The 2290-nt window shown below is 30.9% G+C and carries 3 protein-coding genes; all 3 read right to left on the reverse strand.

Features of this window, described 5'->3' with window-relative positions; all coding sequences use genetic code 11:
- Positions 1 to 156: 156 nt before the first annotated feature.
- Entirely contained in the window at positions 157 to 465 is a 309-nt protein-coding gene (trxA, locus tag KHW44_RS08815; RefSeq protein ID WP_002835037.1) for a thioredoxin, read from the reverse strand.
- Positions 466 to 474: 9 nt separating this feature from the next.
- Positions 475 to 1845, reverse strand: a complete 1371-nt coding sequence (locus KHW44_RS08820) for a D-alanyl-D-alanine carboxypeptidase family protein (RefSeq protein ID WP_002835038.1) — start codon at positions 1843 to 1845, stop codon at positions 475 to 477.
- 12 nt (positions 1846 to 1857) lie between these two features.
- Positions 1858 to 2290: polysaccharide biosynthesis protein (locus KHW44_RS08825; RefSeq protein ID WP_304068575.1), on the reverse strand; the 433-nt coding region annotated here is incomplete at its 5' end.

Genomic DNA, 2290 nt, shown 5'->3' on the forward strand with positions numbered 1-2290 from the left:
CGCTCCTTTTAATATGTTTTGTTTGGTCACTTACATATTAACACAGCTGATTAGCTATGAGTTATTTTATGTTGCACTTGTTATGATAAATTATCAATAAAAAAAGAACTAATCTATTTGTCCTAGATTAGATCTCATTTGTTTATATTTAATTTTTTATTTTAGCATATCCAAAATATATTCTTTTTCTACCATACCTACAGTAGATTTTATGATTTCTCCATCTTCAAATACCAAAATTGTAGGAATACTCATTACTTTGTATTTTCTGGAAATTTCTTGTGCTCCATCTACATTTAATTTACAGATTTTGATGTTTTCGTCTTTGTTTTCTTCATCAATTTCTTCAATTATTGGAGCGAGTCCTTGGCATGGTCCACACCAATCTGCATAGAAATCTACCAAAATTTTGCCTTTTGCTTGAATTACTTCTTCATCAAAGTTTTCATTGTTTAAATAAATCATATTTCACCTCTAATTATTGTTATCATTGTTGTCGTTGTTGTCGTTATTTCTGTCGTTTTTATTATTATCTTGTCCATCATCTTCAGAATTTTGATTGTTTCTCTTTTTGTCAGAATTTTCTGAGTTTTCGTTATCAGAATTATCTCTGTTATTATTTGAGTTTTCACTATCCGATTTTCTCTCAGAGTTTTCTTCAGAGTTTGATGGTTCTTTTTCTTCGTTGTTTTGTTTGTCGCTATCTTCTTTGTTGTTGTCTGTCTTTGTTACATTTTCATCAGCAACTTTAAGGTATTCTTCCAATGTCAAATTTTGGTCGTGAAGAATTTTCGCCAAATCAATTCCAACATATCTAAAATGCCATGGAGCAAAGCTTAATCCTGTAGTATCTTCCTTTCCTTCAGGATATCTCAATACGAAACCGTATTTATAAGCATTGTCCATCAACCACTTGTATTCTTTTGATTTTGAGAAATCTAATTTGTATTTAAGTGTGTAATCTTCTCCTATCAAATCATATGCTAGACCTGTTTGATGTTCAGAAGTACCAGCTTTTACGAATTTTACATCTTCTACATCTTCTAACTTAGATTGTTGTTCGAATGATCTATAATCGCTCACGCTTCTTAATATTACACCGTCTTTGTTTGCATCATTAACCATTAAAGTAAATGATTTACGAGCATCTTCATCAATTCCTGGATCGTAATCTGATGGCAATGTGTAGTCACTATTTACAATCAAAACGCCTTTTATTACTTTGAATTGATTTTTGTTTTCTATATCTGACAAATCAGATTTTAAAATGTATCCTTTTTTGCCATTATACACAACGTATGAAAAATCTCCTTGATCTGAATAATACTTTACATAAGCATTGTTAGGAATTTGTTCAAGAACAGTGGATACTTTTTCGCTCTTTTCATACAAATTAGTCATTTTATTTGTCTTTGAGAACTTAACTAATGATTGAACAACTGGCTGTGGTTTTACTGGTGTTTGGTTAGTGATTGTTGTTTGTTGTTTTGGTTTTGCGTTGTTTTTATTTGTAATCTTCTTAACAGCAAAAATAATTAAAAGTATCAAAACTATTGCCACGATTGCGGAAATAATTCTTCTTCTTCTCAATTTCTTCTGTCTAGCTATTCTTTTTTGTCTAGCTATTCTTTTTCTTTCCATTTCAACCATTTCTGGAGTCAAAACTATTGTTTTGCCCATATCTTGTTCATGATTGTAACTATTTCTTTGTTTTCTCATTTCTCTACGATTTTTTTCGGCGTTTTTCTTCCTGCGTCTCATTTCGCTTTCTGAAACTCTTCCGCTTGAAAAATCGTATTTTTGATTAATATCACTGTAACTTGATTTTCTTTTATTGTCAGCCATATTCCACCTCTTTTATTGATGTTCTACATCCGGAGTATAATTTGGTACGATTTTTTGCAATTGTTCAACAATTACTAACTTTGAGTTTTGTTCTGTAGTTTTCTTCAAATCCACTAAGTCGTTAGATAATTTTTCTATATCGTGAACCACCGGTTCTTCTACAAATATCATATCATATTTTGTCTTACTTATATTATTAGCTTCAATCAAAGTTTCTTCGTAAAGTTTTTCTCCAGGTCTAAGTCCCGTAAATTCTATCTTGATGTCTTTGTCCAACTCCAAGCCTGATAATTTTATCAATTTTTTTGCCAAATCTACGATTTTTACAGGATCTCCCATATCTAATACAAATATTTCTCCACCTTCTGCCATTGCTCCAGCTTGCATAACAAGTTGACAAGCTTCAGGAATTGTCATGAAATATCTAATGATATCCTTGTGGGTA

The sequence above is a fragment of the Finegoldia magna genome (genome assembly GCF_018371055.1).
GTDB lineage: Bacteria > Bacillota > Clostridia > Tissierellales > Peptoniphilaceae > Finegoldia > Finegoldia magna_I.